General features: G+C 69.9%; 26 protein-coding genes. 22 read left to right on the top strand and 4 right to left on the bottom strand.

Going from position 1 to position 25,566, the window contains the following annotated elements:
- Positions 1-38 precede the first annotated feature (38 nt).
- The 5 genes from thrB to mptA all read left to right on the top strand — a co-directional run bounded on the left by thrB (position 39) and on the right by mptA (position 5,170).
- Positions 39-953, top strand: coding sequence for a homoserine kinase (gene thrB, locus QN206_03270; protein MDR7613824.1), 915 nt, complete (start codon positions 39-41; stop codon positions 951-953).
- 3 nt (positions 954-956) lie between these two features.
- On the top strand, positions 957-2,180 hold the full coding sequence (locus QN206_03265; GenBank protein ID MDR7613823.1) for a threonine synthase: 1,224 nt from the start codon (positions 957-959) through the stop codon (positions 2,178-2,180).
- A gap of 78 nt (positions 2,181-2,258) precedes the next feature.
- Positions 2,259-2,711, top strand: a complete 453-nt coding sequence (locus QN206_03260; GenBank protein MDR7613822.1) for a GNAT family N-acetyltransferase — start codon at positions 2,259-2,261, stop codon at positions 2,709-2,711.
- Entirely contained in the window at positions 2,708-3,613 is a 906-nt protein-coding gene (locus QN206_03255) for a uracil-DNA glycosylase (protein ID MDR7613821.1), read from the top strand. Before QN206_03260 ends, QN206_03255 begins: the two co-directional genes overlap by 4 nt.
- Positions 3,614-3,691: 78 nt before the next feature.
- On the top strand, positions 3,692-5,170 hold the full coding sequence (gene mptA, locus QN206_03250; protein ID MDR7613820.1) for a GTP cyclohydrolase MptA: 1,479 nt from the start codon (positions 3,692-3,694) through the stop codon (positions 5,168-5,170).
- Positions 5,171-5,215: 45 nt separating this feature from the next.
- Here the strand turns inward: mptA and QN206_03245 are convergent, their stop codons facing one another.
- The 3 genes from QN206_03245 to QN206_03235 are packed head-to-tail and all read right to left on the bottom strand — an operon-like array spanning position 5,216 to position 8,940.
- Positions 5,216-6,082, bottom strand: a complete 867-nt coding sequence (locus QN206_03245) for a xanthine dehydrogenase family protein subunit M (GenBank protein MDR7613819.1) — start codon at positions 6,080-6,082, stop codon at positions 5,216-5,218.
- Complete coding sequence (locus QN206_03240; protein ID MDR7613818.1) at positions 6,079-8,442, bottom strand: molybdopterin-dependent oxidoreductase; 2,364 nt, start codon at positions 8,440-8,442, stop codon at positions 6,079-6,081. The genes QN206_03245 and QN206_03240 overlap by 4 nt, the downstream gene beginning before the upstream one ends.
- A 6-nt stretch (positions 8,443-8,448) precedes the next feature.
- A complete protein-coding gene (locus QN206_03235; protein MDR7613817.1) occupies positions 8,449-8,940 on the bottom strand; it encodes a (2Fe-2S)-binding protein in 492 nt (163 codons plus the stop codon).
- Positions 8,941-9,166: 226 nt separating this feature from the next.
- Here QN206_03235 and QN206_03230 point away from each other — a divergent pair, with 226 nt between their 5' ends.
- From QN206_03230 to rsmA, 3 genes are all read left to right on the top strand, one after another.
- Positions 9,167-9,673, top strand: coding sequence for a GerMN domain-containing protein (locus QN206_03230; protein ID MDR7613816.1), 507 nt, complete (start codon positions 9,167-9,169; stop codon positions 9,671-9,673).
- 142 nt (positions 9,674-9,815) lie between these two features.
- The gene (locus QN206_03225; protein ID MDR7613815.1) at positions 9,816-10,805 is read left to right on the top strand and encodes a 3D domain-containing protein; all 990 of its coding nucleotides are present in this window, start codon (positions 9,816-9,818) and stop codon (positions 10,803-10,805) included.
- A gap of 20 nt (positions 10,806-10,825) precedes the next feature.
- Positions 10,826-11,689 (top strand): 16S rRNA (adenine(1518)-N(6)/adenine(1519)-N(6))-dimethyltransferase RsmA, encoded by an 864-nt coding sequence (gene rsmA, locus QN206_03220; protein ID MDR7613814.1) that lies wholly within the window; start codon positions 10,826-10,828, stop codon positions 11,687-11,689.
- On the opposite strand, the gene QN206_03215 is transcribed toward rsmA, so the two are convergent.
- Positions 11,686-12,936: an LCP family protein gene (locus QN206_03215; protein ID MDR7613813.1), complete on the bottom strand. Its 1,251-nt coding sequence runs from the start codon at positions 12,934-12,936 to the stop codon at positions 11,686-11,688. The genes rsmA and QN206_03215 overlap by 4 nt on opposite strands.
- Before the next feature lie 219 nt (positions 12,937-13,155).
- Between QN206_03215 and ispE the strand changes: the two genes are divergently transcribed.
- From ispE to radA, 14 genes are all read left to right on the top strand, one after another.
- A complete protein-coding gene (ispE, locus tag QN206_03210) occupies positions 13,156-14,025 on the top strand; it encodes a 4-(cytidine 5'-diphospho)-2-C-methyl-D-erythritol kinase (GenBank protein MDR7613812.1) in 870 nt (289 codons plus the stop codon).
- Positions 14,022-14,783: a nucleotidyltransferase family protein gene (locus tag QN206_03205; GenBank protein ID MDR7613811.1), complete on the top strand. Its 762-nt coding sequence runs from the start codon at positions 14,022-14,024 to the stop codon at positions 14,781-14,783. The genes ispE and QN206_03205 overlap by 4 nt, the downstream gene beginning before the upstream one ends.
- A gap of 7 nt (positions 14,784-14,790) precedes the next feature.
- Positions 14,791-15,678, top strand: coding sequence for a pur operon repressor (gene purR, locus QN206_03200; protein MDR7613810.1), 888 nt, complete (start codon positions 14,791-14,793; stop codon positions 15,676-15,678).
- A gap of 69 nt (positions 15,679-15,747) precedes the next feature.
- A complete protein-coding gene (gene rplU / locus QN206_03195) occupies positions 15,748-16,062 on the top strand; it encodes a 50S ribosomal protein L21 (GenBank protein ID MDR7613809.1) in 315 nt (104 codons plus the stop codon).
- 6 nt (positions 16,063-16,068) lie between these two features.
- Positions 16,069-16,332, top strand: coding sequence for a 50S ribosomal protein L27 (gene rpmA / locus QN206_03190; GenBank protein MDR7613808.1), 264 nt, complete (start codon positions 16,069-16,071; stop codon positions 16,330-16,332).
- Between the two features lie 105 nt (positions 16,333-16,437).
- A complete protein-coding gene (gene obgE / locus QN206_03185; protein ID MDR7613807.1) occupies positions 16,438-17,502 on the top strand; it encodes a GTPase ObgE in 1,065 nt (354 codons plus the stop codon).
- Positions 17,503-18,129, top strand: a complete 627-nt coding sequence (gene nadD / locus QN206_03180) for a nicotinate-nucleotide adenylyltransferase (GenBank protein MDR7613806.1) — start codon at positions 17,503-17,505, stop codon at positions 18,127-18,129.
- Between the two features lie 5 nt (positions 18,130-18,134).
- On the top strand, positions 18,135-18,497 hold the full coding sequence (gene rsfS, locus QN206_03175; protein MDR7613805.1) for a ribosome silencing factor: 363 nt from the start codon (positions 18,135-18,137) through the stop codon (positions 18,495-18,497).
- Positions 18,498-18,799: 302 nt separating this feature from the next.
- Positions 18,800-19,612, top strand: coding sequence for a pyrroline-5-carboxylate reductase (proC, locus tag QN206_03170; GenBank protein ID MDR7613804.1), 813 nt, complete (start codon positions 18,800-18,802; stop codon positions 19,610-19,612).
- A 1-nt stretch (position 19,613) separates the two neighbouring features.
- A complete protein-coding gene (gene pheA, locus QN206_03165; protein ID MDR7613803.1) occupies positions 19,614-20,432 on the top strand; it encodes a prephenate dehydratase in 819 nt (272 codons plus the stop codon).
- Positions 20,393-21,487 carry a threonine synthase gene (gene thrC, locus QN206_03160; protein ID MDR7613802.1) on the top strand — a complete coding sequence of 365 codons (1,095 nt, stop codon included), beginning with the start codon at positions 20,393-20,395 and terminating at the stop codon, positions 21,485-21,487. Before pheA ends, thrC begins: the two co-directional genes overlap by 40 nt.
- Before the next feature lie 51 nt (positions 21,488-21,538).
- Positions 21,539-22,813, top strand: a complete 1,275-nt coding sequence (locus QN206_03155; protein MDR7613801.1) for a homoserine dehydrogenase — start codon at positions 21,539-21,541, stop codon at positions 22,811-22,813.
- A gap of 11 nt (positions 22,814-22,824) precedes the next feature.
- A complete protein-coding gene (locus QN206_03150; GenBank protein MDR7613800.1) occupies positions 22,825-24,042 on the top strand; it encodes an aspartate kinase in 1,218 nt (405 codons plus the stop codon).
- A gap of 172 nt (positions 24,043-24,214) precedes the next feature.
- Entirely contained in the window at positions 24,215-25,546 is a 1,332-nt protein-coding gene (gene radA, locus QN206_03145; GenBank protein MDR7613799.1) for a DNA repair protein RadA, read from the top strand.
- Positions 25,547-25,566: the final 20 nt, after the last annotated feature.

The following is a 25,566-nucleotide window of genomic DNA, read 5'->3' as shown; positions in this document are numbered from 1 at the left end:
GAAGGCTCGGAGGGCAATTTTTTTGCATGAGGAGTCGCGTGCCGACGATCCGGGTGGTCGTGCCAGCCACCTCCGCGAACCTGGGACCGGGGTTCGACGCCCTGGGCCTTGCCCTGGGCATCTACAACGAGGTGGAGGTAAGCCTCTCGGACCGCCCCCACCTCATCGTCCATGGGGAGGGGCAAGGCCTGCTCCCGGAGGACGAGGGGAACCTGGTGTACCAGGCCGCCCGCGCGGTGGCGGATGCCGTGGGTGAGGAGGTGGCGTTTCACCTGTGCTGCTGGAACCGCATCCCCGTGAGCCGTGGACTCGGCAGCAGCGCCGCCGCCATCGTGGGGGGGGTGGTGGGCGCCAACGAGGTGCTGGGACGACCCCTGGACCGCTCGCAGCTCGTCTCCCTCGCCGCCCGACTGGAGGGTCACCCGGACAACGTGGTGCCCGCCCTCGTGGGGGGCATCACCGCCGCGGTGATGGAGGACGGGAAGGCCCATTGGGTTCAGGTGCCCGCGCGGGATCTCCCCGCGGCCGTAGTGGCCATCCCGGAGTTTGAGGTCCCCACGGCCCTCGCCCGCAAGAGGCTGCCCGACCGGGTGTCCCGGGAGGACGCGGTCTTCAACGTGGGCCGGACAGCGCTCCTGGTGGGTGCCCTCGCGGCGGGACGGTGGGACCTGCTGGCAGTGGCCACGGAGGACCGGTTGCATCAGCCGTACCGGAAGCCGCTCGTGCCGGGCTTCGAGGACGTGTGCGCCGCCGCCCGGAAAGCGGGAGCCCTCGGGGTGGTGCTGAGCGGGGCCGGTCCCTCCCTTCTGGCCTTCGCGCCGTGGCCGCAGGCCCCCCAGGTGGGGGAGGCCATGCAGGCGGCCTTCGCCGCGCACGGGGTGCGGGCCCGGGCCGTGGTGGCCCGGGTGGACCTGGAGGGGACCCGCGTTCAATCTCACGCGCTTCGGAGGTGAGAGATGGGACACGCCACGCACCTGAGGTGTCGGGCCTGCGGGGCCACCTATGAGGCAGGCCCCGAGTACGTGTGTACGGAGTGTTTCGGACCCCTGGAGGTCGTGTACGACTATGATCGGATCGCGGCCCAGACCACGCGACAGGAGATCGCGTCCGGTCCGGCCTCGATCTGGCGGTACCGGGCCCTGCTCCCCGCGGAGCCCCATGAGGCGGACCTCCAGCCCGGGTGGACCCCCCTCGTGCGCGCGCACCGCCTCGGCCGTCTGCTGGGCCTGCGGAACCTGTACCTGAAGAACGACACCACGAACCCCACCTGGTCCTTCAAGGATCGGGTGGTGGCGGTGGCGGTAAGCGCCGCACGCCGGTTCGGGTTCGAGGTGTTGGCCTGTGCCTCCACCGGGAACCTGGCCAACGCCGTCGCGGCCCATGCGGCCCGGGCGGGCATGCGGGCGGTGGTGTTCGTCCCCGTGGGGTTGGAACCCGCGAAGCTCACCTTGAGCGCGGTGTACGGCCCTACCATCGTGGAGGTGGAGGGAACCTACGACGACGTGAACCGGCTGTGCACGGAGATCGCGGGGGAGTACCCCTGGGCCTTCGCCAACATCAACGTGCGCCCCTTCTACTCCGAGGGCTGCAAGACCCTGGCCTTCGAGACCGTGGAGCAGCTGGGCTGGCGGTTCCCGGACCACGTGCTGATCCCCGTGGCGAGCGGCAACCTGCTCGTGAAGACCGAAAAGGCCTTTGAGGAGCTGCGGCGGGTGGGGCTCGTGGAGGGGCCGCTCCCCCGGATCCACGGAGCGCAGCCCGAGGGGTGCAGCCCCATCGCCGCCGCCTTCCGGCAGGGCCTGGACCAGGTGCGTCCGGTCCGGCCCCAGACCATCGCGAAGTCCCTGGCCATCGGCAACCCCGCGGACGGGTACTATGCCCTGCAGGCGGTCCGGAGAACGGGAGGCGTGGTGGAGGTGGCCACGGACGAGGAGATCGTGGAAGGAATGGAACTGCTTGCCCGGACGGAGGGGATCTTCGCGGAGACCGCGGGGGGAACCACGGTGGCCGTCCTCCGGAAGCTGGCGGAGGCCGGCCACCTGCATCCGGATGACACCGTGGTGGCCTTCATCACCGGGAGTGGGCTCAAGACCACGGACGTCCTCGGGAGAGGAGGACGGACCCTGCGCATCCGCCCGACCCTGCGGGATTTCGAGCGGGAGGTCCTGGCCGCGGTATAGCCGCGGGGGAAGGGGGCTTGCGCGGAGCTCGTATCTTAGTAGGGGTAGGGGGACGGAGAAACCGCCCCCGTGAGGATCATGAGCCTCGTCATCGAGCCGGCCCGGCCGGAGGACGAACCCGCCATCCAGCAGCTGGTCCGTGACGTGCTGGCGGAACTGGGACTTCCGTACGACCCGCAGACCCAGGAGGAGCTCTCCGACCTCGAATCCCACTTCCCGCAGCCCCGCTCCGTGTTCTTCGTGGCGCGCCTGGACGGTCGGATCATCGGGACCACCGCGGTCCAGGAGCGGGGGAAAGGCCGGGCAGTCCTGAAGCACCAGTACGTGCATCCGGAGTTCCGGCGGCGCGGCATCGGGGCGAAGCTGCTGGACGCGGCCTTGGTATACTGCCGGGTGTGCGGGTACCGGGAGGTGGAGCTGGACACCGCTCCCTGGATGCAGCAGGCACAGCGCCTGTATCGCTCCCGCGGGTTCCGGGAGACGGGGCGGGACGAGGCCCGGGTACACTTCCGGCTTGCCCTCCAGCCGTGAGCTCCCCCGCCGCCCGCGCGGAGGCTCTCGCCCGCATCGCGGAGGAGATCCGGGCCTGCAGACGCTGCGGGGAACCGTGTGCGACCCGGACGCAGGCGGTTCCGGGGGAAGGCCCCCCGGACGCCCCCGTGATGCTCGTGGGGGAGGCGCCCGGGGAGCAGGAGGATCGGCAGGGGAGGCCCTTCGTGGGGCCCGCGGGCCGGCTCCTCACGCAGCTGCTGGAGGGGGTCCGGATCCCGCGGGAGAAGGTATTCATCACCAACACCCTGAAGTGCCGGCCCCCCGGGAACCGGGTGCCCACGCCCGAAGAGGTCGCCCGCTGCCTCCCCTACCTGATCCGCCAGATGGCGGTGATCCGACCCCGGGTCGTGTGCCTGCTGGGTGCCACCGCGGTCACCGCCCTCCTGGGATCGGACCAGAAGATCAGCCGCGTGCGAGGCAGGGCGTTCCGGGAGCCAGATCGCTGGTTCTTCGCCACGTATCATCCCGCCGCGGCCCTGCGCAACGATCGGGTGCGGGAGATCCTGACGGAGGACTTCCGGCGGTTCCGGTGGCTGGTGGACGTGGAGTGGGGGACCGAAGACCCCGGGCGGTGGGCGCCTGGGGTGATGCGGAAGATCTTCGTGGGCGAGGCGGTGGAGCCACGGGTGATCTCGGAGGACGCCACCCTCCGGGTCGCCTGGGAGATCCGCTCCGTGCACCCCATGTTCCGCACGGACTCCGCGCTGGTGGAGCTCCTGCGGCGGTTCCTGCTGCGCCGCCGGCGGCTGCCCATCTCCACCTTCCTCGAGATCCTCTCCCTCCAGGGCCTGGATGGGAGCGGCCGCAGCGTCTCTCTGGAATCTTCGGAGTGCGTGCACCTTGTGGCGGAGATCCGGCTCGTGTCGTCCGCTTCCCCGTAGGCCCGCAGGTTGGGATTCTCACGGGGAAAGCGCCGTGCACGTGTTGACAAAGGGAAATCCGGCAGGAGGGGAGACCGCATGGCCCTTCATACGGCTTGGATCGGCTTAGGCTCAAACCTCGGGGACCGCCACACGAATCTCCTGGAAGCCCTGCAGCAGCTGCGGGAGCGGACCCGGATCGTCCGGGTCTCCTCCGTCTACGAGACGGAACCCGCCTACTACCCGGATCAGCCGTGGTTCCTCAACATGGTGGCCCAGGTGGAGACGGAGCTGGATCCGGTGGCGCTCTTCCGGTTCCTGAAGCGCATCGAGCGGCGGATGGGCCGGCAGGAAACGGTGCGGTACGGTCCCCGGGTCATCGACCTGGACCTGTTGCTCTACGACGACCTCGTGCTGGAGACCCCGGAGCTGGTGATCCCGCATCCCCGGATGACGGAGCGGGCCTTCGTGCTGGTGCCCCTGGCGGAGATCGCCCCGGATCTGGTCCACCCCCAGCGGGGGCAGTCCATGGCGGAGCTCGCGGCCCTGGTGGCGCAAGGGGAGGGACGGGTGACGCGGGTGCGTCCGGGCTTTGGAACCCGGCTCCCGCGGGACGTCCAGGGAGAACCCCCCACACTTCGGCTGGGCCTCAGCCGCGTGGGGATCACGGGGCTGCGCCGGATCGTCCGGATCCTCGACGGCGGCCGCGATAACCTCTTCTATGCGGAGATGGACCTCTACGTGGACCTCGGTCCCAACCAGCGGGGGGTACACATGTCCCGGTTCAGCGACAGCGTGGAGGAGATCCTGGAGGAGGCGACAGACGAGCCCGCGCCCGACCTGGAGACGGTGGCGGAGCGGATGGCCCACCAGCTCATCGCCGCCCAGGACGCGCGGCGGGCGGAGGTGTGCATCCGGGCCCACCTTCCCACCACCCGCTACGCCCCCGCTTCCGGCAAGGCCACCCAGAAGCTGTACACCCTCCTGGCCCGGGCTGCCAGCACCCGGGAGCGAACGGTGCGGCTCGTAGGGATCGAGGTGGAGGGGATGATGGCCTGCCCGTGTGCCCAGGACATGATCCGTACCTATGCCCGGGAGCGACTCCTGGAGGAGGGCATCGGTCCGGAGGTGGCGGATCGGGTGCTGCAGGTGGTGCCGCTCGCCACGCACAACCAGCGGGGGACGGGCCGGCTCGTGGTGGGTGGGGTGGAGGCGGTTCGGGCGGAGGAGCTGGCGAGCGTGGTGGAGGCGGCCATGAGCGCGGAGATCTACGATCTCCTCAAGCGACCGGACGAGCTGTTCCTGGTGGCGAAGGCACACCGCCGGCCCCGGTTCGTGGAGGACGCGGTCCGGGAGATGATCCGGAATCTCCTGGACCGCTATCCCGACCTTCCGGACGACGCGTTCCTCCTGGCCCGGCAGACCAATTTCGAAACCATCCACCCCCACGATGTGTACGCGGAGTACTCCGGGACCGTGGGGCAGGTTCGGAAAGGGCTAGGGGATACGGAGGGGGTGGTGGGGGAGATGTCCATGGATCGGTGGATCGCCTGGAAGCTGGGGATTGCTCCGGTGTAAGAGCGGGGCGCCGACACGGTGTCGGCGCCCCGGGCGGCGTTTTTCCTACGCCCGCGCGCGCTCCGCAGCTCGGAGCACCGCGCGCTTGGTGTACACGGTGGCGAGGTGACGCTTGTACTCCGCGGAGGCATACAGGTCGTCCGTGGCCTCCAGCCCGTCCGCCGCGAGCTTCGCAGCCTCCGCCACCGCGACTTCCTCCAAGGCCTTGCCCACCAGGGCTCCCTCCACGTTCCCGAGCCGCACGGCCTTGGGGCCCACGCCGGTGATGGCCACCCTTGCCTCCCGGCAGACGTTGCCCTCCAGGGTCACGAGGCAGGCCACCCCGATGAGGGAGTAGCCGCTGGCGGGGTGGGGCATCTTCACATAGGCGTATCCCTGTCCCGGCTTGCGCACGGGGACCCGGACCTGGGTGAGAACCTCTCCGGGCTGGAGGGCGGTGGTGAGCAGGTCCACGAACCAGTCCGTGGCCTTCACGGTCCGGACCCCACCCGGGCCCTGGCACTGGATCTCGGCCTCCAAGGCGAGCACCGCCGCGGGGTAGTCCGCAGCGGGATCCGCGTGCGCGAGGCTTCCTCCGATGGTCCCCATGTTGCGGACCTGGATGTCACCGATCTGGGCGGCCGTTTCCGCCAGGAGGGGACACTGCTGCTGCACGAGGGGGTTGCGGGCGATCTCGTCGTGGGTGGTCATGGCCCCGATCAAAAGCGCCCCCGTGTCCTCCCGGATCCCCCGCAGCTCCTGCACCCGGCCGAGGTCGATGAGCACCTCCGGCTGGGCCAGCCGGAGCTTCATGAGGGGCAGAAGGCTGTGCCCGCCGGCCAGCAGCTTCGCCCGGTCCCCGTACTGCTGGAGCAGGCGGATGGCCTCTTCCACGGAATGCGCCCGGACGTACTCGAAGGTTGCGGGGATCATCCTCTTCCACCTCCTTTCGCCGCCTGGATGGCCCGCCACACCCGTTCGGGCAGCAGGGGCATGTCGATGTGCCGGATGCCGAGGGGGCTTAGGGCGTCCATCACCGCGTTCACCACGCACGGGGTCGCCGCGATGGTGCCCGTCTCCCCCACTCCCTTCACCCCCAGAGGGTTTACGGGGCTCGGCGTCTCCGTGCGATCCGTCTCGAACCAGGGAAGCCAGCTCGCCTTCGGGACCGCGTAGTCCGCCATGGAAGCCGTGAGCAGGTTCCCGTTCTCGTCGTACTTCGCGAACTCCCAAAGGGCCTGCGCCACGCCCTGCACGATTCCCCCGTGGACCTGACCGTCCACGATGAGGGGGTTGATGACCCGCCCGCAGTCGTCCACCGCCACGTACCGCAGGAGCCTCACCTGCCCGGTCTCCGGGTCCACCTCCACCATGCAGACGTGCGCTCCGAAGGGGAAGACGAAGTTGGAGGGATCCCAGTTCGCCTGGGCCTCCAGCCCCGGCTCCATCCCTTCGGGCAGGTTCCACGCGAAGTACGCCTGCCGCGCCACTTCCTGGATGGTGATGGCCCGCTCGGGAGCGCCCCGCACGTGGAACCGCCCGTTCTCGAACACCAGGTCCTCCACCGCCACCTCCAGCTGGTGGGCCGCGATCCGCATGGCCTTCTCCTTCACCCGCTGCGTCGCGAGGTAGACCGCGGTACCGCCCACCGGGGTGGTCCGGCTTCCGTAAGTCCCCCAGCCCATGGCGATGGCGTCCGTGTCCCCGTGGATCACCTCGATGTCCTCCAGCGGGATGCCCAGCTCCTGGGAGACGATCTGGGCGAAAGTGGTCTCCTCCCCCTGCCCGTGGGGGCTCGTCCCGGTGAACACCGTGACCTTCCCCGTGGGGTAGAGGCGGACCCCCGCGCTCTCCCAAAGGCCTCCCTGGAAGCCCGTGGCGCCCGCGATCTTGGAGGGACCCGCGCCGGTCACCTCCACGTAGGTGGAGAAGCCGATCCCCACGAGCCGTCCTTGGCGGCGGGCTTCCTCCTGCTGCGCCCGGGCCTTGGCGTAGTCCAGGATCTCCAAGGCCCGGTTGAGGGCCGCTTCGTAGTCCCCGCTGTCGTACACCACCCCCGTGGGCGTGGCGTAGGGGAATGCGTCCTTCGGGATGAAGTTCTTGCGACGGAACTCCACGGGATCCATTCCCAGCTCCCGGGCCGCCAGGTCCACCATGCGTTCCACCACGTACGTGGCCTCGGGCCGTCCGGCTCCCCGATACGCGTCCACGGGCGTGGTGTTCGTGAACACCCCGGTCACCTCGCACTCGATGTTGGGGATCCGGTAGACCCCGCTGAGCATGAGTCCGTAGAGAAGGGTGGGGATGGCGGGCGCCGCGGTGGAGAGGTAGGCGCCGAGGTTTGCCAGGGTACGTACCCGGAGGCCGGCGATGGTCCCGTCCGGCCGGACGGCGATCTCCGCATCCGTGACGTGGTCCCTTCCGTGGATGGTCCCCACGTAGTTCTCCCGCCGGGTCTCCACCCACTTCACGGGCCGTCCAAGCCGTGTGGCAAGGTAAGCCACCACGGCCTCCTCCGGGTAGAAGGGGATCTTGCTGCCGAATCCCCCCCCTACCTCCGGGGCCACGATCCGCACCCGGTGCTCCGGGATCCCCAGAGTGCCTGAGAGCACCACCCGCACGATATGCGGAGCCTGGCTCGTGTTCCACAGGGTGAGCTCGCCCGTGGCCGGGTTGTACTGGGCCACCGCGGCCCGGGGCTCCATGGCCGTGGGGATGAGCCGTTGGTTGATGAGACGCTGCCGCACCACCCGCACCCCCGGCTCCCGGGTCGCGGCCTCGAAGTCTCCTCCCTTCAGCGTCCACAGGAGGGCCCGGTTCTGGGGGACGTCGTCGTGCACCAGGACCTCCCCGCGGAGCGCCTGCTCCATGTCCACCACCGCGGGGAGGACCTCGTAGTCCACCTCCACCAGAGCGGCGGCGTCGTAGGCCTGTCCACGGGTCTCCGCCACCACCACCGCCACCGCGTCTCCCACGTACCGCACCTTATCCTTGGCCAGGGCGGGGTGCGGTGGGGTCTTCAGATCGCAGCCCGGCACCAGCCACCCGCAGGGGATGGGCTGCACCTTCCCTTCCAGGTCCGCTCCCGTCAGGACCTCCACCACCCCGGGAGCCGCCTTGGCCCGGCTCGTGTCAATCCGCTTGATCCGGGCGTGGGCATGCGGGCTGCGCACGAAGGCCGCGTAGCACATGCGAGGGAGCACCACGTCGTCCGTGTAGGTGGCATTTCCTGTGATGAGCCTCGGGTCTTCCCGCCTCGGGATCCTGGCGCCGAAGACCTGCGTTACCGCCATCCTCCCTCACCTCCCCCCAGCGGCGGCCGGTGCGCCTCCCCGCATCATCCGGGCCGCGGATCGAATGGCGTTCACGATGTGCTGATAGCCGGTGCACCGGCACAGGTTCCCCTCCAGCCCGTGCCGGATCTCCTCGTCCGTGGGGTTCGGATTCCGCTGCAGTAGATCCAAGGCCGTGAGCATCATCCCGGGTGTGCAGAATCCGCACTGCAGGCCGTGCTCCTCCCAGAAGGCCCGCTGGATGGGGTGGAGTTCCCCGTCCCGGGCGAGCCCTTCCACGGTGGTGATCTCCGCGCCGTCCGCCTGCACCGCGAGAACCGTGCAGGACTTCACCGCCTTTCCGTTCAGGAGAACCGTGCAGGCCCCGCAGCTGGAGGTGTCGCAGCCCACGTGGGTTCCCGTGAGCCCCAGGTGCTCCCGGAGGAAGTACACCAACAGGGTGCGGGGCTCTACGTCCATGGTGTACGCCTTCCCGTTCACCCGTACCGTAACGTTCACCTTCGCCACCTCCTCTACGTGACGTGTCCGCCCTTACCCGCGGGAATTCCCAGCGGCCATCCACCTTCCTCCCGTAGGGCTCTCACCCCCTCGCTCCCTTGGATGGTGGATTTTCACGGAGTCCAGGGACGCTCCTTTCCGGTCCCCTGCAGGGAGGACTCTTCTCCACCGCCCGCAGAACTCCTCCAGGAGACAGTCCGAAATCCCCGGGGGGAGGCCCGGAGCCATGCGTCGGCTGTGGTGGGGAATCCTGCTCGTCCTGACACTCCTGATCCTGTGGTGGGCCTGGCCCCGGCAGGAACCTACCTTGGTGTACTTCGTCCACTGGGACGAGAGGTGCAACGCCGGACGCCTCATGCCCGGCCTCCGGGTGGTCCGCGGCCGGACCTCTGCCGAGCGCCTGGCCCACGCCCTCCGATTCCTCCTGGCCGGACCAAACCCGGAGGAGCAGGGGATGGGCTACGTCTCGGAGATTCCCCCTGGGACCCGCCTCCTCGGGGTGCGCGTGGAGCGCGGGATCGCGTACGTCAACCTGAGCCGGGAATTCGAGCGGGGAGGCGGCAGCGCCAGCATGCTGGCCCGGATCCACCAGATCGTCTATACGGCAACCCGCGTGCGCGGCGTCGAAGCCGTCCAGATCCTCCTCGAGGGACGTCTCCAAGAAGCCCTGGGCGGTGAGGGCGTGTTCATCGGCTCACCCCTCCGCAGGCCCTCCAGACCGCCCGAGTTCTGAATTCCCTGCCCCTCGCGCAGGTTGAATTAATTCGAATTTATGCTCTAAGATCATCCCAGTTGTATGGGTAAATATCCAGACGCCTGGGCGTTCCTTCCGTCGGGCTGTGGTTCCGCGTACCGGGCAGCGAGGGAGGGAGCCGATGAATTCTCCTTGGCACCGGGGGATCGTGCACGTGGTGATGGTCGGGCTGGTCATGGCCGCAGGCCTGAGGGGGGCTGCAGAGGAGGGGGTGGTGGTGGAGCTGGAGATGGACGGTCGCAAGGAGGCCGTGCTCACCCGGGCCCAGACCGTGGGGGAGCTCCTCTGGGAGCGGCAGATCGTCCTGCGGCCGGAGGACGCGGTCTTCCCGCCCCTCTCCACCCCTCTTGCGCCCGGGGCCCGGGTGACGATCGTCCGGGCGATTTCCGTGCGGGTTCGGGTGGACGGAAGGCTCCATGTCCTGCGTACCCTCGCCCGGACCCCCCGGGAGGTCCTGGAGACCGCGGGGATCCGCCTCCAGAGGCTGGATCGGGTCTCTCCCCCCTTGGATGCCTTGCTGGCGGACGGGAGCGAGATCCGGGTGCAGCGGGTGCGGGAGGAGACGCAGGTGGTGCGGGAGACCGTCCCCTTTCCCGTGAGGTACCAGCTGGCGCGGGCGCTGTTCGACCGGGGGACGGAGGTGATACAACCCGGTCGGCCAGGTGTGGTCGAGTATGTGTACAGGATCACCCGGGTGGACGGACAAGTGGTTCGGCGGGAGCGGGTTGGGCAGCGGGTGATCCGTCCGGCGCAGCCCCGCGTGATCCGCCTCGGGCGCGGGTACATCCCTTCCCGCGGGGAACTCCGTCTCCGTCCCTCCCTCGTGGTGACCGCGAGCGCCTACGCGCCGTACGGGGATCGGGGAGTGGATGCGGTGACCGCCACAGGATTGCGGGCCCGCCACGGGGTGATCGCGGTGGATCCCCGGGTGATCTCCCTGGGGACCGTGGTGTACGTGGAGGGGTACGGGATCGCCATCGCCGCGGACACCGGGGGAGCCATCCGGGGACTGCGCATTGACGTGTGCTTCAACTCCGTGCGGGAGGCCCTGCGATGGGGCCGGCGTCGGGTCCGGATATGGCTCCTGGGCCGACCGCCCATCTCCCCCTAGAATTGGGGGAGGTGGGTCCGTTGAGGCGCGCGCTCCGTACGGCCCTCCGCCGTCACCAGCTCCGGCCCAAGCGGAGACTTGGGCAGCACTTCCTCGTGGATCCCCGGGTTCTGGAGCGCATCGTGGCCCTGGCGGAGCTTGGGCCCGAGGACGCGGTGCTGGAGGTCGGGGCCGGGATGGGGATCTTGACGGAGCAGCTGGCCAGGCGCGCGGGCTGGGTGGTGGCGGTAGAGGTGGATCCTGCCCTCCTCCCCGCGTTGGAGGAGCGGGTCTCCGGCTTTCCGAATGTGCAGATCGTGCAGGGGGACATCCTTGCCCTGGACCTGCGGGCGCTGTTCCCTCCGGGGTTTGTGCGGAAGGTGGTCAGCAACCTTCCTTATCAAATCGCATCGCCGCTCACCGTACGCCTGCTGCAGGAGGTCCCGGAGCTGGAGCGGCTGGTGCTCATGGTCCAACGGGAGGTGGCGGAGCGCATGGCCGCGTGTCCGGGGACGAAGGAATACGGGCTGTTGAGCCTCCTTGTGCAGTACCGGGCCCGGGTGGAGATCGCCCTGCGGATCCCGCCCCGTGCCTTCCTGCCACCGCCCAAAGTACACTCCGCGGTGGTGGTCCTGCGGCCGCACCCTTCCCCGGCCCCGGTGGATGAAGCCCTGCTGTTCCGCGTGGTCCGGGCAGCCTTTGCCCACCGTCGCAAGCAGCTCCGGAATGCCCTCCGGATCCTGGAGCTCCCTCCGGAGGTGCTGGTGGCGGCGGCGCAGGATGCGAGGGTGGCCCTCCACCGCCGGGGGGAGACGCTTTCCCTGCAGGAATTCGTGGCGCTGGCGGAGGCCCTGGCCCGCTTCGGGCATTCCACCCCGGAGGCGGGGAATTCCGGATCGCCCTAGGGCGCTACGGGCCGTCGGGCCAGGAGGCGACGGTGGGCGTAGTCCCTCCCCACGAGCACCGTGAGGTCCGCGTGCACGACCGGGGTGGGTCGGGTGGCGAGCGCTCCGGTTCCCAGCGTCTCCCGCACCGCCCGGGCCAGGCGGGCGTCGCCGCGGTGGGAGATGATGGCGGTCTGGTTCCTGGGCCGGGGGGCGAGATCCACCCGGACCACGGGGAACCCCATCCTCGCAAGCCGCGCGGCCACCTCCCGCGCCATGCCCGGCACCTCGCTCGCGTTCAGGACCTCCACCCGGGTCTGCGCCACCGCCTGTGGATCCACGCCGTAGAACATCTCCAGCACCAGGGCGCGTACCCGGGGTTCGTCGGGTTCCCAGAACAGGGGGGCGAAGTGGCCCGGCAGCGTGGCGGTACGGACACGGTCCGTGCCAACCCCGCGCAGGAACCAGCCCAGGGCCAGGACCTTCTGAAGGTTGAGGTTGGTGTGGGTGCGGGTGTGGAACCAGTGGAGGAGCTGGGGGAAGCGGAGCACGGTCTGGGGCTCCCGCATCCGCGCGAAGAGGGCCCGGATCACCTTCTGCTGACGCTGGACCCGCCCGATATCGCCCAGGGCATCCATGCGGAAGCGGGCGTAGCCCATGGCCTGATCCCCCATAAGCAGCTGCCGCCCTTTTTTGAGGTCCACGGAGAAGCCCCCCCACCAGTCCCGGTAGTGCATCTCCTGCTCCACGTCCACCCACACCCCCCCCACCGCGTCCACGAGTCGGGCGAAGGAGTCCGCCCCCATCTTCAGGTAGTAGTGGACCCGGACGCCCAGGAGATCCTCCACGGCCCGGACGGTGAGGGGGACGCCGCCAAAGGCGTACGAGGCGTTGATCTTTGAGGGGCCGTGGCCCGGGAGGTAGACCCGGGTGTCCCGGGGGATGGAGAGGAAATGCGCGGTGCGGGTGTGCGGGTCGAAGGACATGAGGATCAGGGTATCCGCCCGGGCCAGATTCGAGACCACCTGGCGACGGGTGTTGAGGGTGACGTCCGTGCCGATCAGGAGGACGTTCACGCGGTCCCGGACCCGTAGGGGCCAGGCAAACCGGGGGTCCCCGCTGGGCCGCAGCAGGAAGGCAATTCCCGCGGCGGAGAAGCTCCGGGCCAGATTCCAGGCCAGGAAGCCCGCCAGGGCCGCCGGGGTCAGGAGGATCAGCAACCGGAGGGTCCGTCCCCGGTTCCCACGGGCTCGAAGGGCACGCGGCACCACCACCTCCTCCGTCAGCCTCGCGCAGTTTCCAAGCATACCGGATTTCCCCGCCGCGCACCACTTTCGGATCTCCCTCCGGTTCGGTAGGATTCCGGGGGGTTTCCGTCCAAGAAGGAAAGGAACTTCCGGCACCCCTGGAGGGATCGTTCGGATGCGCGGAGGGAACCCGGTGGATTCCGAGGAAGGGACGGGCCTGACCCTCCGAGGGAGGCCCCGGTGAAGGAGCTGCGGCTCAACGCCTACGCGAAGATCAACCTGACCCTGGACGTCCTCGGCCGGCGCCCGGACGGTTACCACGAGATCGTGACGGTTCTGCACGCCCTGGAACTCCACGACACCGTAATCCTGCGGGAAGCGGAGCGGGGCATCACGGTGCGGTGCGACCACCGGGCGGTCCCCACGGATGAGCAGAACCTCGTGTTCCGGACTGCCCAGCTGCTCCGGGACACCTACGGGGTGGACCGGAGCATCGAGATCGAGCTCCACAAGCACATCCCTCCCGCCTCCGGTCTTGGGGGCGGATCCTCGGATGCCGCGGTGACCCTTTTGGGGCTCGCGCAGCTGTGGAAGCTGCGGCTGGACGGACGGGAGCTTTTGACCCTGGCAGCCCGGATCGGCTCGGACGTCCCCTTCTTCCTGGCGGGGGGCGCCGCCCTGGCCACGGGGCGAGGGGAGCGGCTTCAGTACCTGCCGACCCTCCCGAGCACCTGGGTGGTGCTGCTCTGCCCGGACTTTGGCATCTCCACCCGGTGGGCCTATGAATCCCTGGACCGTGAAGGGGTCGCGCACCGCCCGGACACGGAGGGGACCATCCAGGCCCTGCGCGCAGGAGACGTCCGGGGTGTGGCGGCCCGGCTGAGCAACGTCTTCACGCCCGTGGTGTGCGCCCGGTACCCCCTGGTGGCGGAGCTCCTGGAGCGCCTGAGGGGCACGGGAGCCCTGGGGGTCTCCATGACCGGCACGGGGCCCGCGGTGTTCGGCCTGTTCGGGGAGGAGGCCACAGCCCGCGGCTCCGCCCAGGTCCTCTCCGGCACCTTCCCCGGGCAGGTGATCCTCACCCGGACCTTCGCGGAGCTGGAGCGGTGAGGGTGGACGCGGTGGTCCTGGCAGGGGGAGGGCGGGAGCCGGGTCTCGCGGAGGGCCTTCCCAACAAAGCATTCCTTCCCATAGCCGGGATTCCCATGGTGGAGCGGGTGATGCGGGCCTTGCGCGCCGCTCCCGAGGTGGGGCGCATTGTCCTCGTGGGGCCTGCGGAGATCCCGGAGGGCGCAGTGGACCTGTGCGATCTCCGGATCCCGGAGACCCAGGATCTCCTGGGGAATGCCTTGGCGGGGCTGAGGGCGCTGGCCCCCTCTCCGTGGGTCCTCCTCGTGGCCTCGGATCTTCCGCTGCTTACCCCTCAGGCCGTCTCCGAGTTCCTCGGAAGGTGCCGGGAGGAGGGGGTGGAGGTGTACTACCCCATCGTCCCCCGGGAGGCGGTGGAGGCGTCGTTTCCGGGGCTCCGCAAGACCTACGTGCGGACGGTGGAAGGCGTGTTCACGGGCGGGGGGATGGTTCTCGTACGTCCGGGGATCCTCGAGCGCCTTGAACCCACGATCCGGGAGGTGGTGGAGATCCGGAAGAACCCGGCCCGGCTGGCAAGCCTGTTTGGACCTCAGTACGTGGTGAAGTACGCGCTCGGGCGGCTTCGCATCGCGGATGTGGAGGAGCGGGTCCGGGCGATCGCGGGGATCCGGGGCAAGGCGGTGATCTGCCATCGGCCGGAGCTCGCGGTGGACGTGGACCTGAACCGGCCGGAGACCCTTCAACGGATCACGCAGGCCCTTGGAGCCCGGCCGGGATAGGAGGGAGATGGCCAGGGGATCGGACGCCCGGAAAGCCATGGATGCCGTGCGGAGGGGCGCGACGGCCTCCCCCCGCCTACGTCGGGGGGAGCGCATGCTGTACATCGCCCACCTGCTGCGGGCGGAGCCCTACAAGGTACACTCCCTGAATGTGTTCATGCAGATGCTGGGGGTCGCGAAGTCCACCATCAGCGAGGACATCGCGGCCCTGCGGGTGGCCTTTCAGCGGTTCGGGCTGGGGCGGATCGAGACCCTGGCGGGCGCCGCGGGGGGTGTGCGCTACGTCCCCGAGCGGGACCCCCGCCGCATCCGGGCGGTGGCGGAGGAGCTGAGCGCGAAGCTGAGTACCCCGTACCGCCTGTTGCCCGGCGGATTCCTGTACACCACCGATCTGCTCTCCACGCCCTCCATCGTGGAGCAGGTTGGGGAGGCGTTCGCCACGTACTTCGCCGATCGTCGGCCGGACGTGGTCCTGACCATGGAGGTCAAGGGGATCCCCGTGGCCTTCATGACCGCCCGGGCCTTCAACGTGCCCCTCGTGACCATCCGACGGGCGGGACGCGTCACGGAAGGCCCCGCGGTCACCGTCAACTACCTCTCGGGTTCCTCCCGGATGGTCCAGCAGATGAGCCTTCCCCTTCGGGCCATCCGGGAAGGCCAGCGGGTCCTGTTCGTGGACGATTTCCTGCGGGGGGGAGGGACGGTGCGGGGAATGTACGACCTCATGCGGGAGTTCCGCGCGGAGGTGGTGGGGGTCGGCGTGTTCATCGCCTCCCGGGAGCCACGGGAGAAGCTGGTGGAGGACTACTTCGCCCTCCTGGTGTTCGAGGGCACGGACGAGCGGGGAGGGCCGGTGGTCCGGCCAAGCGACGCGGTGCTTGCCCTTCCCGCCTGACCCCCGAGCGGTTGCGGGCGGACGGCCTCCCCTGTTACAATCGGCCCGGTCGAGAGGAGGAGGGATCCCGTGTACGCGGTGATCGAGTCCGGGGGCAAGCAGGTCCGGGTTCGGGAGGGCGAGGTGGTCCGTCTGGAGAAGCTGCCCGGGCAGGCGGGAGACGAGGTGGTCCTAGATCGCGTGTTGATGCTCTCCGACGGGGAGACGGTGGTGGGAAGCCCCTTCGTGGAGGGGGCCCGGGTGGTGGGCCGGATCGTGGAACAGGGCAGGTTCCCCAAGATCCTCGTGTTCAAGTTCAAGCCGAAGGTCCGTTACCGTCGCCGGCTCGGGCACCGTCAGCCGTACACCGCGGTCCGCATCGAGCGCATCGAGCATGGGAGGTGAGGTCGGATGGCGCAGAAGAAGGCGGGCGGGAGCAGCCGGAACGGCCGCGACAGCGCGGGCCAGCGTCTGGGTGTGAAGCGGTTCGCGGGGCAGTACGTGACCGCGGGCAGCATCCTCGTGCGCCAGCGGGGAACCCGGTTCTGGCCCGGTCGGAACGTGGGCATCGGAAAGGACGACACCCTCTTCGCCCTCGTGGATGGGGTGGTGGTCTTCGAACCCAGAGGGCGGGACCGCCGCCAGGTCAGCGTTCTTCCCGTTTCCCCCGCGTGAGCCCCGTGCCTGCGAGAAGGCGAGAAGGCCCGGGAAGCCCCCGGGCCTTTTGGTTCTCGGGAAGCCCTGCCCGGATTTCCCCGTTGGGCAAAGAGGGGATCGCGGATGTTCGTTGATCAGGCGCGCATCTACGTGAGGGCGGGGGACGGCGGGGCAGGCTGCGTGAGCTTCCGCCGGGAGAAGTTCGTGCCCAAGGGAGGCCCGGACGGCGGGGACGGGGGGAAGGGAGGAGACGTCATCCTCCGGGCGGACGAGGGGCTCCACACCCTGGTGGACTTCCGGTACCGCCGGGTCTTCCGGGCGAGGCGGGGGGAGCACGGGCAGGGGGGGAACCGGACGGGCCGGTCCGCGCCCGATCTCGTGATTCCCGTGCCCGCGGGAACCGTTGTGCGCGACGCCCGCACCGGCGAGGTCCTCGCGGACTTAGTGCGCCACGGCCAGGAGGTGGTGGTCGCCCGAGGGGGCCGGGGAGGACGCGGCAACGCCCGCTTCGCCACCCCCACCCGCCGGGCCCCCCGGTTCGCGGAGCCAGGGGGGAAGGGGGAGGAGCGGGTGCTGGACCTGGAGCTGCGGATCCTCGCGGATGTGGGGTTCGTGGGCTTCCCCAACGCGGGCAAGTCCACGCTGCTTGCCCGCATCTCCGCGGCCCGGCCGAAGATCGCGGACTACCCGTTTACCACCCTTCACCCCCATCTCGGAGTCGTTCGGGTTGCGGAGGGTGCTAGTTTCGTGGCCGCGGACCTCCCCGGACTCATCGAGGGCGCGCACCGGGGAGCCGGGCTGGGCCACCAGTTCCTCCGCCACGTCTCCCGCACCCGCCTGTTGCTGTTCGTCCTGGACCTGGCGGCGGAGGATCCCCTGCGCGCCTACGAGGTGCTGCGGGCGGAGCTGCGGGCTTATGATCCTGCCCTCGCGGAGCGGCCGTGCGCGGTGGCCCTGAACAAGATCGACCTTCCGGAAGCCCGGGCGCGGGTGGAGCGGGTCCGCGCGGCCTTCGAGGCGCGGGGGATCTCCGCTTACCCCATCTCCGCCCTCACGGGCGAGGGGGTTGTGCCCATGGTGCAGGCCCTGTACGCCCGGCTTCGGGAGATCCCGAGGAGGGAGGAGGAGATGGAATCTCCCGGGGGGAACGCTCAACTGGAGGAGAGGAAGGCGGCACGGGGAGGGTAGATGGCACGGTACGGGATCATGGGCGGTACCTTTGATCCCATCCACCTGGGGCACCTGGTCACCGCGGAGGAGGCCCGGTTCCAGCTCCGGTTGGACCTCGTGATCTTCATCCCGAACCGCTGCCCGCCCCACAAGGACCCCTCGGAGGTGACGGACCCCGAGCACCGGTACCTCATGACGGTCCTCGCCACCGCCACCCACCCGTACTTCCGCGTCTCCCGGGAGGAGATCGATCGGCCGGGTCCCAGCTACACGGTGGACACCATCCGGGCCTTCCGGAACCGTTATCCGCAGGACGACCTGTACTACATCACGGGTGCGGATGCCATCGGGCAGATCCTGCGGGGAGAGTGGCACCAGACGGAGGAGCTCCTGCGCATGTGCGAGTTCATCGGGGCGAGCAGGCCCGGCTACAGCATTGACCGGGATCTGTGGCAGTCCAGCGACATCGCCCGGGAGTACCGACACCGGATCCACCTCCTGGAGATCCCGGCCCTGGCCATCTCCAGCACGGAGATCCGCAGGCGGGTCCAGGAGGGACGCACCATTCGGTACCTGGTGCCGGAGGGGGTAGAGCAGTACATCCTCAAGCACGGACTCTACAACCGCACCGAGAGGAGGGGGTAACCGGCTTGGACGCACGGGAGCGCGCGTTGCTGGCCGCCCACGCGGCGGAGGAGCACAAGGCGGAGGCGGTGGCGGTGCTGGATCTCAGGGGGCAGACCCTGGTCGCGGACTACTTCGTCATCTGTACGGGAGAGACCGCGGTACAGATTCGGGCCATCACGGAGGCGGTGGAGGAGGCCATGCGGGCCGCGGGGGCGCACCTGCGGCACCGGGAGGGCACGGAGCATGCCCGCTGGGTTCTGCTGGACTACGGGGACGTGGTGGTGCACATCTTTGGGCCCGAGGAGCGGAAGTACTACCGACTCGAGCGCCTGTGGGGGGAAGCCCGGGTGGTGCGGTTCGGAGTGCCCTCCACCGGGCCGCGTTGACGGACGGCGCGGAAGCGTGCTACATAATCCGTAAACTCGGCGAGGAAAGGGAGAGAGGGGGAAACAGGGCCGAGCAGAGAGCGGTGCCCGGTTGGGTGGGAGGCACCGTTGGCATCCGTTCCCCGGACCCGCCCTGGAGCCACGGGCGAAAACGGCCGTTCCGAAAGGTTGGAAGCCCGTCGGGCCGCGCCCGATACCGCGCGGAGAGGGCTGGGACGACATCTCCGTCCCGGAAGCAAGGTGGTACCGCGGAGGCGCCTCCGTCCTTGAGGGCGGAGGCGCGTTTCGTTGAGGAGCAGGGGATGCTGGAACGGTGCACCCTCGGGTTCGTGGGGGCCGGGAACATGGCGGAGGCGCTCCTGGTGGGCCTGTTGAGCACGGAGCGCGTGAGCCCGGAGCGCATCTGGGTGGCAAACCGCGCGAACCGGGAGCGGTTACACGCCCTGGCGGCCCGCTATGGGATCCAGACGACGGAGGCCAAGGCCGAGCTCTGCGCCCGTTCGGACGTGTTGGTGCTCGCCGTGAAGCCCAAGGACGTCCCGGAGGTCCTCGAGGAGCTGGCGGCCTACGTATCCGCCCGTCACGTGCTGGTCTCCGTGGTGACCGGCCTCACCCTCCAGACCCTGGAGCAGGCCTTCCCGGGCGTTCCCGTGGTGCGGACCATGCCCAACACCCCCACCGCCATCCGCGAGGGGGTCACGGCCTTTGCCTTGGGACGCCACGCGGGGGAGGAGGAGGCGCGCCTGGTCCGGGAGTTGTTCGGCGCGGTGGGGAAGGTGGTGGAGGTCCCCGAGAGCCTCATGGACGCGGTGACCGGCCTCTCTGGGAGCGGCCCCGCATACGTCTTCTTCCTGGTGGAGAGCCTCATCGAGGGCGGGATCCGGGCGGGGTTGGATCCCCAGATCGCCCGGGAGCTGGTGATCCAGACCGTCTTCGGGGCCGCCTGCATGCTTCGGGACACCGGGGAGGATCCCACGGAGCTGCGCCGAAAGGTCACCTCCCCCGGAGGAACCACCATGGCGGGGATGGGAGTGCTGGAGGAGCGGGACGTCCGGGGCGCGGTGGTGGAGGCGGTCCAGCGGGCCGCCCGACGGGCCCAGGAGCTGCGGAGGTAGGATGCGGCGGGTGGCCTTTCAGGGAGAGGCGGGCGCCTACAGCGAGGAGGCGGCCCTCCAGCACTTCGGCCCGGTCAAGACCGTACCCCGCCGCACCCTGCGGGAGGTCTTTGAGAGCGTGGCGGGCGGTACATGCGAGGCCGGGATCGTCCCCGTGGAGAACTCGGAGGCGGGCAGCATCAACGAGACCTACGACCTCCTCCTGGAGTTCCATGACCGGCTCACCATCACGGGAGAGATCTCCCTGCGCATCGCGCACTGCCTGCTGGGAGTCCCCGGTGCCCGCCTCGAGGGGATCCGCAGGGTCTACAGCCACCCGCAGGCTCTGGCGCAATGTGAGGAATTCCTTCGGAGCTTGGGGGTCGAGCCCGTCCCCGCTTACGACACCGCGGGGGCTGCCCGGCTGGTGGCCGCCCGGGGGGAGCGGGAGGAAGCCGCCATCGCCAGCCGGAGGGCTGCGGATCTATACGGGCTGACGGTCCTCGCGGAGGACGTCCACGACAACCCCCTGAACACCACCCGTTTCCTCAGCATCGCTTCCCAGCCCGTGCCGCGCCGGGATCCCAGCAAGACCTCCGTGGTGTTCGCCACGGAGCACCGCCCCGGGGCCCTTTACCGCGCCTTGGGCGCCTTCGCGGAAGAGGGCCTCAACCTCACGAAGCTGGAGTCCCGGCCGGCTCGGAATGCGGTGTGGGAGTACGTGTTCTACGTGGACTTCGAGGGACACGTGGACGAATTGCGGGTGCAGCGGGCCCTGCGCCGCTTGGAGGAACAGTGTCGGTGGGCGATCGTCCTGGGATCGTATCCCGCGGCTCCGTGAAACCGTGGCCGGGGATCCTCGCGGCTTTCCGCGACCGGCTCCCCGTCACGGATCGGACTCCCCCCCTCACCCTCCTGGAGGGCAATACCCCCCTCATCCCCTCCACCGCCCTCGGGCCCGAACTCGGCATCGAGCTGTACTTCAAGTGGGAGGGCGCGAACCCCACGGGCTCCTTCAAGGACCGGGGCATGGTGGTGGCGGTGGCCAAGGCCATGGAGGCGGGCGCGCGCGGGGTGATCTGCGCTTCCACGGGGAACACCGCGGCCAGCGCGGCCGCGTACGCGGCCCGGGCGGGACTGCGGTGCGTGGTGCTCCTTCCGAAAGACGCGGTGGCGGGTGGGAAGCTGGCGCAGGCCCGTATGCACGGGGCCCGGGTCGCCTTCCTCCCGGGCGGGTTTGACGTGGCCTTGCGACTCGTGCGGGCCTGCGCGGAGGTGTTGCCCCTCGCGGTGGTGAACTCCATCAACCCGCACCGCCTGGAGGGACAGAAGACCGCGGCCTTCGAGATCCTCCAGGCCCTGGGAGGACCACCGGACATCGTGGCCCTTCCCGTGGGCAACGCGGGCAACATCACCGCCTACTGGCGCGGGTTCTGCGAGGCCCGGGTGGAACCGAGACCCGCCATGTGGGGGTTCCAGGCGGAGGGGGCTGCGCCCCTCGTCCTGGGACATCCCGTGGAACGTCCCCGGACCGTGGCGAGCGCCATCCGCATCGGGAATCCCGCCTCCTGGCAGGGGGCCCTGGAAGCCGTGCGGGAGTCGGGGGGACGCATCGCCGCGGTCAGCGACGAGGAGATCCTCCGGGCCCAGCGCCGGCTCGCCACGGAGGAGGGCCTCTTCGTGGAGCCCGCGTCCGCGGCCGCGGTGGCGGGATTGATGCGGGCGGCGCGGGAGGGATTTCTCCGGTCCGGGCGGGTGGTGGTGGCGGTGCTCACGGGGCACGGGCTCAAAGATCCGGAGGCCGCGGAGCGGGCCCCAAAGCCGGCTCCCATCGAGCCCACGGTGGAAGCCGTGGCGTCCCTGCTCCAGCAGGGGGATTGGGAAACCGGGAATTGATGGACCGGATGGATCGCGGAGGCCGCGGAGAGTCGGTACAATCTCCAGGAGATGCTGCGCATTGGGTTGCTGGGGCTGGGCACGGTCGGGAGCGCCGTGGTCCGGAACCTGCAGGCCGCGGGGGCGGACCTCGCGCGGCGGGCCGGCATGCCCCTGGTGCTGCACCGGGTGGCGGTGGCGCACCTGGACCGGCCCCGTCCGGTCCCCATCGAACGGGATCTCCTGACGGACGACGCGTGGTCGGTGGTGCGGGATCCCCAGGTGGACGTGGTGGTAGAGCTCATCGGAGGGATCGAGCCCGCCCGCAGCTACGTGCTGGAGGCCTTGCGGTTGGGGAAGTCCGTGGTCACCGCCAACAAGCAACTGCTGGCGAACCGCGGCCGTGAGCTGATGGAGGCCGCGGAGGCGAGCGGGGTGGACCTCTTCTTCGAGGGCAGCGTGGGGGGAGGCATCCCCATCGTGCGCACCATCAAGGAATCCCTGGCAGGCGACCGCATCACGGAGATCGTGGGCATCCTCAACGGCACCACGAACTACATCCTCACCCGGATGGGGGAGGAGGGACTGTCCTTCGCGGAGGCCCTGAGCGAGGCCCAGCGGTTGGGGTTCGCGGAGAGCGACCCCACGGAGGACATCGAGGGGCACGACGCTGCGGCGAAGCTCGCCATCCTCGCCTCCGCGGCCTTCAATAGCCGCGTGGTACGCAGCGACGTACACTGCGAGGGGATCTCCTCCATCACCCAACGGGAGATCGCGTACACCCGGCAGCTGGGCTACACCCTGAAGCTCATCGCGCACGCCCGCGATCGCGAGGGACGCATCGAGGCCGCGGTCTACCCCGCCCTCCTGTCCTCCGGGCACCCTCTGGCCTCCGTGCGGTACGAGTTCAACGGGGTCTGGCTGCGGGCGGAGGCGGCGGGGGAGCTGTTGGTGGCAGGCCGGGGTGCGGGGGGAGACCCCACGGCCTCTGCGGTGCTCTCAGACCTCGTGGCGGTGGCCCGGAATCGGCGGACGAAGGCCCACGGCCGGGTACCCTGCACCTGCTTCTACGACAAGCCCGTGGTCCCGAGGGGCGAGCAGGAAACCAGCGCATGCCTCGTGCTGCGGGTGGTGGATCGGCCCGGGGTATTCGCCCGCATTGCGGCTGCCTTCGGCGAGGAGAACGTGAGCCTGCACTCCATCGTGCAGCAGAGCCGTGGGGAAGAGGCGGACGTGTTGCTGCGAACCCATCCCGCTCCGGAGCGGGCCCTCCGGGCGGTGCAGGCGCGTCTGCACACCATGGAGGTGGTGCGGGGGAGCAGCCCCCTACTTCGGGTCATCGAGTGACGGAGGGAGAGGTGGCGCTCATCGTCCAGAAGTACGGCGGGACCTCCGTGGCGACTCCGGAACGCATGCGGCACGTGGCGCGCCGCATCGCCCGGACCCGGCAGGCAGGGAGTCAGGTGGTGGTGGTGGTCTCCGCGCCGGGAGACACCACGGACGAGCTGCTGGCGCGAGCCCACGAGATGACGGAGCGCCCCGCGCCCCGGGAGCTCGATATGCTCCTGGCCGTGGGAGAGCAGATCTCCGTCGCGCTGCTGGCCATGGCCCTGCAGGCGGAGGGAGCGGCGGCCACCTCCCTTCTGGGCTGGCAGGTGCGCATCCTCACGGAGCCCGTGCACACCCGGGCCCGGATCCTGGAGGTGGAGCGGGGAAGGTTGCTCGACGAGCTGAGCCGGGGGCGGATCCCGGTGGTGGCCGGGTTCCAGGGTGTGACGGCTTCCGGGGAGCTCACCACCCTGGGACGAGGAGGTTCGGATACCACCGCGGTGGCCATCGCCGCGGCCCTGGGCGCGGACGTGTGCGAGATCTACACGGACGTATCTGGGGTCTACACCGCGGATCCGCGCCTCGTGCCGGAGGCCCGCAGGCTCCCGTACCTCACCTACGACGAGATGCTGGAGATGGCCAGCAGTGGCGCGGTGGTGCTGCAGACCCGGGCCGCGGAGTACGCGAAGCTCCATCGGGTGCGGCTGCACGTGCGGAGCACCTTTGACGAGGAGGAGGGGACCCTCATCGGGGAGGAAGCCATGGAGCCGGTACGGGTGGTGAACGCGGTCACCCACGACCTCAACGTGTGCAAGATCACGGTGCAGGATCTGCCGGACGTCCCCGGGGTGGCGCACCGGCTCTTCAGCGTGCTGGCGGAGGCCCACATCAACGTGGACATGATCGTGCAGACCGCGAGCCGCGGGGGCCGCGCGGACATCTCCTTCACCGTGAGCCGCCAGGACGCCCGGGCCGCCCTGGAGGCCGCGGAGCGGGTGGGCCGGGAGTTGGGCGCCACCCGGGTGGAGGGGGAGGAAGGGGTCGCCAAGGTGTCCGTGGTGGGCGCGGGAATGGTCAGCAACCCCGGGGTGGCCGCCACCATGTTCGGGGCCCTCGCCGCGGAGCAGATCAACATCCAGATGATCAGCACCTCGGAGATCAAGATCTCCTGCGTGATCGATGCGGCGAGCGTTCCTCGGGCCGTGCGGGCCCTGCACCGGGCCTTTAACCTAGAAGAGCTCCCTTAAGCACCCTCTCCGGAGCCCCATCGGAGCACGCTCACCCCCCCACCGCGCCGGGAGCTCCGCACGACCACGCGGGGCAAGGGGACCATGGGGCCGATTAGATCTCCCCGTTGTCCGCTACGTCCCTTCAGTGGTACCATGAATTGCAAACAAATGTTCGCCAAAGGAGCGGGGTGTGGGAATCCGGTACGTCTGCCAGGCCTGCGGGTTTACCTCGGGGAAGTGGCTGGGCCGGTGCCCGGCCTGCGAAGGGTGGGGGACCCTGGTGGAGGAGCCGGAGACCCCCCGGCGAAGGCCTGGGGCCCGGGCCGTGGAGCCCGTAGCGCTTCCGGACGTCCGGCCGTTGCCAGAGGAGCGGCTCGTGACGGGGATCGGGGAGCTGGACCGGGTGCTGGGGGGCGGGATCGTGCCGGGTTCCCTGGTGCTGGTGGGAGGGGATCCAGGGATCGGGAAGAGCACCCTCGCGCTCATGATGGCGCAACGGTTGGCCGCGCACGGACGCAGGGTGCTGTACGTCTCGGGCGAGGAGTCCCCCCAGCAGACGAAGATGCGGGCAGACCGCATCGGCGTGGACTCGCGGGGGATTCTGTTGCTGGCGGAGACGGAGCTGGAGGCGGTTCTGGATGCGGCCCGCCGCCTGCGACCTGCCCTGCTGGTGGTGGACAGCATCCAGACCGTGTACCGGCCAGAGCTGGGCAGCGCCCCGGGGAGCGTGGGGCAGGTGCGGGAGTGCGCCGCAGCCCTCCTGCAGCTCGCGAAGACGGATGGGATCGCGGTGCTGCTCATCGGGCACGTCACGAAGGAGGGAATCCTCGCGGGTCCCCGGGTGCTGGAGCACACGGTGGACACGGTGCTGTACTTCGAGGGCGAGCGGCACCAGGCGTACCGCATCCTGCGGGCGCAGAAGAACCGGTTCGGCTCCACCAACGAGATCGGGATCTTCGAGATGCACGCGGACGGCCTGCGGGAGGTCCCCAATCCATCCGCCGCCTTCCTCGGAGACCGACCGCCGGATGCCACCGGGGCCGCGGTGGTGTGCGTGCTGGAGGGCACCCGGCCCCTTCTCGTGGAGGTACAGGCCCTGGTGAGCCCCACGGCGTTCGGCACTCCCCGTCGGGCCACTTCCGGGATCGACTACAACCGGCTGCTCCTGTTGCTGGCGGTGCTGGAGAAACGGGCGGGGCTGCCCTTGGGAGGGTGCGACGTGTACGTGAACGCCGCGGGAGGTGTCCGGGTGGAGGAACCCGCGGTGGACCTGGGGGTGCTGCTGGCCGTGGCCTCCTCGTATCGGAACCGGCCCCTTGACACCAAGACCGTCTTCTGCGGCGAGGTGGGGCTGTCCGGGGAAGTCCGGGGAATTCCGCAACTCGGCCGCCGCCTCCAGGAGGCGGCCAAGTTGGGATTCCGGCGGGTGGTGGGGCCCCGTGTGAGCCTGGCCGCCGCGGTGGACCCCAGCATCGAGGTCGTGGGCGTGGGCACGGTGGAGGAGGCCCTCGCTCTCCTCTAGGCCCTCCCCCCGTGGCAACC

The sequence above is a fragment of the Armatimonadota bacterium genome (assembly GCA_031460175.1).
Classification (GTDB): domain Bacteria; phylum Sysuimicrobiota; class Sysuimicrobiia; order Sysuimicrobiales; family Sysuimicrobiaceae; genus Sysuimicrobium; species Sysuimicrobium tengchongense.
The sequence above is the reverse complement of the archived record's forward strand: the minus strand, read 5'-3'. Positions and strand labels throughout refer to the sequence as shown.

What these genes read in the sequence shown, in the direction of transcription:
- QN206_03265 (MDR7613823.1), top strand. Translation starts at nt 957, where the DNA reads ATGGGACACGCCACGCACCTGAGGTGTCGGGCCTGCGGGGCCACCTAT.
- QN206_03260 (MDR7613822.1), top strand. Translation starts at nt 2,259, where the DNA reads ATGAGCCTCGTCATCGAGCCGGCCCGGCCGGAGGACGAACCCGCCATC.
- mptA (MDR7613820.1), top strand. Translation starts at nt 3,692, where the DNA reads ATGGCCCTTCATACGGCTTGGATCGGCTTAGGCTCAAACCTCGGGGAC.
- QN206_03245 (MDR7613819.1), bottom strand. Translation starts at nt 6,082, where the DNA reads ATGATCCCCGCAACCTTCGAGTACGTCCGGGCGCATTCCGTGGAAGAG.
- QN206_03240 (MDR7613818.1), bottom strand. Translation starts at nt 8,442, where the DNA reads ATGGCGGTAACGCAGGTCTTCGGCGCCAGGATCCCGAGGCGGGAAGAC.
- QN206_03230 (MDR7613816.1), top strand. Translation starts at nt 9,167, where the DNA reads ATGCGTCGGCTGTGGTGGGGAATCCTGCTCGTCCTGACACTCCTGATC.
- QN206_03225 (MDR7613815.1), top strand. Translation starts at nt 9,816, where the DNA reads ATGAATTCTCCTTGGCACCGGGGGATCGTGCACGTGGTGATGGTCGGG.
- purR (MDR7613810.1), top strand. Translation starts at nt 14,791, where the DNA reads ATGGCCAGGGGATCGGACGCCCGGAAAGCCATGGATGCCGTGCGGAGG.
- rpmA (MDR7613808.1), top strand. Translation starts at nt 16,069, where the DNA reads ATGGCGCAGAAGAAGGCGGGCGGGAGCAGCCGGAACGGCCGCGACAGC.
- obgE (MDR7613807.1), top strand. Translation starts at nt 16,438, where the DNA reads ATGTTCGTTGATCAGGCGCGCATCTACGTGAGGGCGGGGGACGGCGGG.
- nadD (MDR7613806.1), top strand. Translation starts at nt 17,503, where the DNA reads ATGGCACGGTACGGGATCATGGGCGGTACCTTTGATCCCATCCACCTG.
- proC (MDR7613804.1), top strand. Translation starts at nt 18,800, where the DNA reads ATGCTGGAACGGTGCACCCTCGGGTTCGTGGGGGCCGGGAACATGGCG.
- pheA (MDR7613803.1), top strand. Translation starts at nt 19,614, where the DNA reads ATGCGGCGGGTGGCCTTTCAGGGAGAGGCGGGCGCCTACAGCGAGGAG.
- QN206_03155 (MDR7613801.1), top strand. Translation starts at nt 21,539, where the DNA reads ATGCTGCGCATTGGGTTGCTGGGGCTGGGCACGGTCGGGAGCGCCGTG.